The sequence below is a fragment of the Candidatus Paceibacterota bacterium genome (assembly GCA_035652395.1).
GTDB lineage: Bacteria > Patescibacteriota > Minisyncoccia > Phycocordibacterales > CAJBRS01 > JADGRH01.
Map to the genome: position 1 here is coordinate 1 of DASRDX010000007.1, position 3,467 is coordinate 3,467.

Annotated in this window: 3 protein-coding genes; 1 reads left to right on the top strand and 2 read right to left on the bottom strand. The window is 44.2% G+C overall.

Translation table 11 applies throughout. The features are described 5' to 3' along the window. Nucleotides 1-162: 162 nt before the first annotated feature. Nucleotides 163-1,095, bottom strand: a complete 933-nt coding sequence (locus VFA52_00075) for a GIY-YIG nuclease family protein (protein HZS42612.1) — start codon at nt 1,093-1,095, stop codon at nt 163-165. A 258-nt stretch (nt 1,096-1,353) separates the two neighbouring features. Here VFA52_00075 and VFA52_00080 point away from each other — a divergent pair, with 258 nt between their 5' ends. Then, the gene (locus tag VFA52_00080) at nt 1,354-2,028 is read left to right on the top strand and encodes a hypothetical protein (GenBank protein ID HZS42613.1); all 675 of its coding nucleotides are present in this window, start codon (nt 1,354-1,356) and stop codon (nt 2,026-2,028) included. Nucleotides 2,029-2,565: 537 nt separating this feature from the next. Here VFA52_00080 and VFA52_00085 read toward each other — a convergent pair. Next, nucleotides 2,566-3,273, bottom strand: coding sequence for a hypothetical protein (locus VFA52_00085; GenBank protein ID HZS42614.1), 708 nt, complete (start codon nt 3,271-3,273; stop codon nt 2,566-2,568). Between the last annotated feature and the right edge of the window lie 194 nt (nt 3,274-3,467).

Consider the following 3,467-nt stretch of genomic DNA (forward strand, 5'->3'; position numbering starts at 1 on the left):
GACTTTGCTTATCGAATGGCGGCTAACGGTTTGCGTTAGCCGCTGGTGGGCGGGACGAGACAAAACTCCGAGAGCAGGAAAAAGCCCAAAGGTAGAAAAAGGCTTGTAAGTCGCGGCGAATCCCACCAGTCGGCTGCACGCTTTGTTGGCACGCTTTTGGCATTAAGACTCACTTGCATTTTGAACAGACTCAACCGTTTCGGCTTTCTTAATTTGTTCATCTTGCCACTGTGCGTAAGACTCGCCAGTGTCCTTCACTTTCCAATGTTGTCTACCATTTAGCGAAGCCCCACCTACAATATTTGCGGCTGTACTTGGACTTTGAAACGGCACATTTTGAGCGAACACCCAATAATCGGGATTTTGACTATCTACAAGTTTACCTTCCCTTTGCAATTTCTCACGGATTTGAATATAAGATTCTGCAAGGCTATTTGTATGCGCTTTTCTAGCCGTTGAGCCTTCAAAAACTATAAACTCACCATTTACTTCTTGGGCTTCGGCATTCGAGCCAGCGTAATTGAAATGGAAAACAGGAGATACAGAATCGGGACTTTCTGAGTTTTGAACAATATTGATTTTTGGAAGTGGTACAGCAAATGTAAAACCCAAAACGGGCAATATCATTTGAATTTGAGCCAAAAAATATTCCATATCCGCAATATCTGGTTCGGGCAAACTTGTAATTTCTGGATTTGTGCCGTTGATAACCTGCGCCCGTTGTGCTTGACTTGCAATTTGAATTAACCGACTTTCCAAATAGCGCCCGTGCGCTTTGGTCAAATTTTCATCTTTACTGGTAATGATGATGGTCTTGCCCCAAAAATCTTTAGAAGAGTCGCTGTTATGCTGAATTAGCCTTTTCCAAATATTGTCACTTTCGCCAATGTAAACCATTTCTTGCGATGGGTCTTTCGGATTCTGTCCTGCCAAAATATAAACGCCAGTTCTTTTGAGTTCGTCACGTTGGGCCAAATCGGCTAATTGTGTACGGGGCGCAACTGTAAATTTGCCTGTCCAATTCATAATCTCGGCAGTCATTACCCCGCTTGGAATACCATCAACCAGATATATTTTTACAGTTCGTCCCTTCATCTGAATTTATCCTTTATATTTTCTTGACTCAATTTTGCAAGGGGCGTGCCAACGGTCCCGCATGAGCGGCGGATCGGGCAGGTTGAAAAGGATTATAACGCTGTTTAGTAAGCAGGTTGAAAAGGACAGTCGAAGCGTAGAGGTAGTGAACGTCCGCTCCATGCTTTGTTAGGCGGCGTGGCGGTACACGCTCCATTAGTCCCGTCTTGGTCTTCAGTCGTCGTGGGCTTGTCTAATTAATAAACAAGGTGACAAAGAATGAGATTTTTGGATGGTCGAACAGGTAAAATAAATGAAGTCAATTCTCTCCAAATTCGTTTGGGGCGTCTGAAGAAGCGTCTATCTTTCTTTTCCAATTGGAGGGAGGAAGTTAGTCTAATGGTGTCGGAAGTGGACAACATCATGGTGACTTTGACTTACAAGGGTGTGGATGACTGGCGTCCGAAGCATGTGACTGAGTTCATTCGCAAAGTGAAGCGTCATCTTGGAGCGGCATTATTGGGTTATTTTTGGGTGGCAGAAATGCAGGAACGTGGAGCGGTGCATTACCATGTTATTTTTGTGGTGCGGAAGGGAACAAGACTGCCAAAACCAGATGAAGAAGGGTATTGGACGTATGGCATGACAAGAATAGAGCGGGTACAGCATGTGTATGCTTATCTCTCGAAGTATTTGCAAAAGGACGAACAGAAGGCGAGTTATCCGAAGGGCATACGGATTTTTGGCTTTTCGATATTCGTGCTTCAAGATTGGGTGAGACATTGGAAACTTCCGAAGTGGTTGCAGGATAAACTTACTGTTTTAATTTGGAAAGCACAAGATGATGCAGAGCGAATAAAACTGATCCAGTTGCGGAAATTCAAAAAGGTGAAAGGTGGTTATCAGGCGGATGATATTTTCTTTTCAAGTCCGTATTCTTTTAGTCTTCGGTAGTGCCGCCCATAGTTTGGCCGCCCGAACGCAGGTGTTCTTACTTCCGGTCTCGGAGGCTCATGTCAAGCGGTGCTTACGTGAGACTGGCGAGATGTTCTCGGCGTGGGGATGAGTACGGAACAGACGTGAGGAGTACCGCACGGAAGACCCTGCTGATCTCGCCGTGTCGAACGTTCCGCTTGACATGAGAACGACCGGAAGTAGCCTGCGGCGTTTCGGGCGGCCCAGAGTATTACAGTTTTGAAAAAATAGTTTGAAAATGCTTGACTTCTAAAAGTGGCTGTGATAAAAACCGTCTACCGATTAGTGACGGAAGCGGCGATACGTGCCAGGAATGGCATTGTGTCGCTTTTTTTGTTTTCTTATGTCTCTTCGCCAAACTCTCAGCCGCCTAACGGTTTGCGTTAGTGGTTGGCGGGCGGGGAAAATGTTTGAGAGCAGGAAAAACCTGAAGCCAGAAAAATGCTTGAAAATGGCGACGAATCCCGCCAATCCACTGCACGCTTTGTTCGGCGGCTCATTTTTATTCGCAGTGATTCATTTTACAAACTTAACTTCCTGAAAGTTTGCAATTTCAATACTTCCATTAATAGGTATATTGACGGTGTAATGTAATACACTATTTGTAAAATCAGGTGTATCCATTTTGAAAGTTTTGCCAATCTCTGGGTGGTCTTTTTCCCAAATCTTACCTTGTGCGCTATCGGGATTCAGCCACATAAGTAAATAATACCAAGTATCCGGTTTATATGCGAAAGCAAAATCCTGTTGAACATATGCTGGACCCTTATAGAAAACATTGTAGGCGCTATCTACAAACCAAAAACCACGATAACTAGCATCGTTGAAAGGTCCCCATTCAAAAACAATATAAAAAGTGGTAGATGGCTTTGTGCGAAATAACAGAAGTCCTCCGTCGCCTTTTATGACGTTGAAATGTGAAGTTATTAGCCCAGGGCCTAGAATAAGGTTATTATTTGATGTTGTGTACGTTCCATACATGTCCCAATTGGAAGCAGATGAACCGTCGAATGTATCATCACGAATCACATACTTTACTAAAGGTACATCGGATACTAAGGGTGTATTTATAGGAGTAACTTCGACGATCCGGGTGACCTCAATCGACGGAACTGGTGTATAAGTTGGAAAGGCTGTTTGAGTGGGGACAGGAGTCGAAGCTGCTTGTGTTTGCTTGATAGCATCTTGAATTTGAGAAGCAGATGGGGCGCATGATGTTAGCAACATGACCCACACAGATACAATTAAGGTAATTCGATTTTTATTCATAAATTTCTCCTTTGTTTCTCGAATTCTTAATCAGTTGATTGAATAGCCGCCGAACGGTGTGCGTTACCTGCGTGTGGGCGGGCGTGGATTCTGTTTGGGAGCAGAGAAAGCTCGAAGCCAGAAAAATGCCTGAAAATGCCGCAGAATCC

Excerpts from the sequence above, each read along its gene's own strand:
- VFA52_00075 (HZS42612.1), bottom strand. The coding sequence starts at position 1,095 with ATGAAGGGACGAACTGTAAAAATATATCTGGTTGATGGTATTCCAAGC.
- VFA52_00080 (HZS42613.1), top strand. The coding sequence starts at position 1,354 with ATGAGATTTTTGGATGGTCGAACAGGTAAAATAAATGAAGTCAATTCT.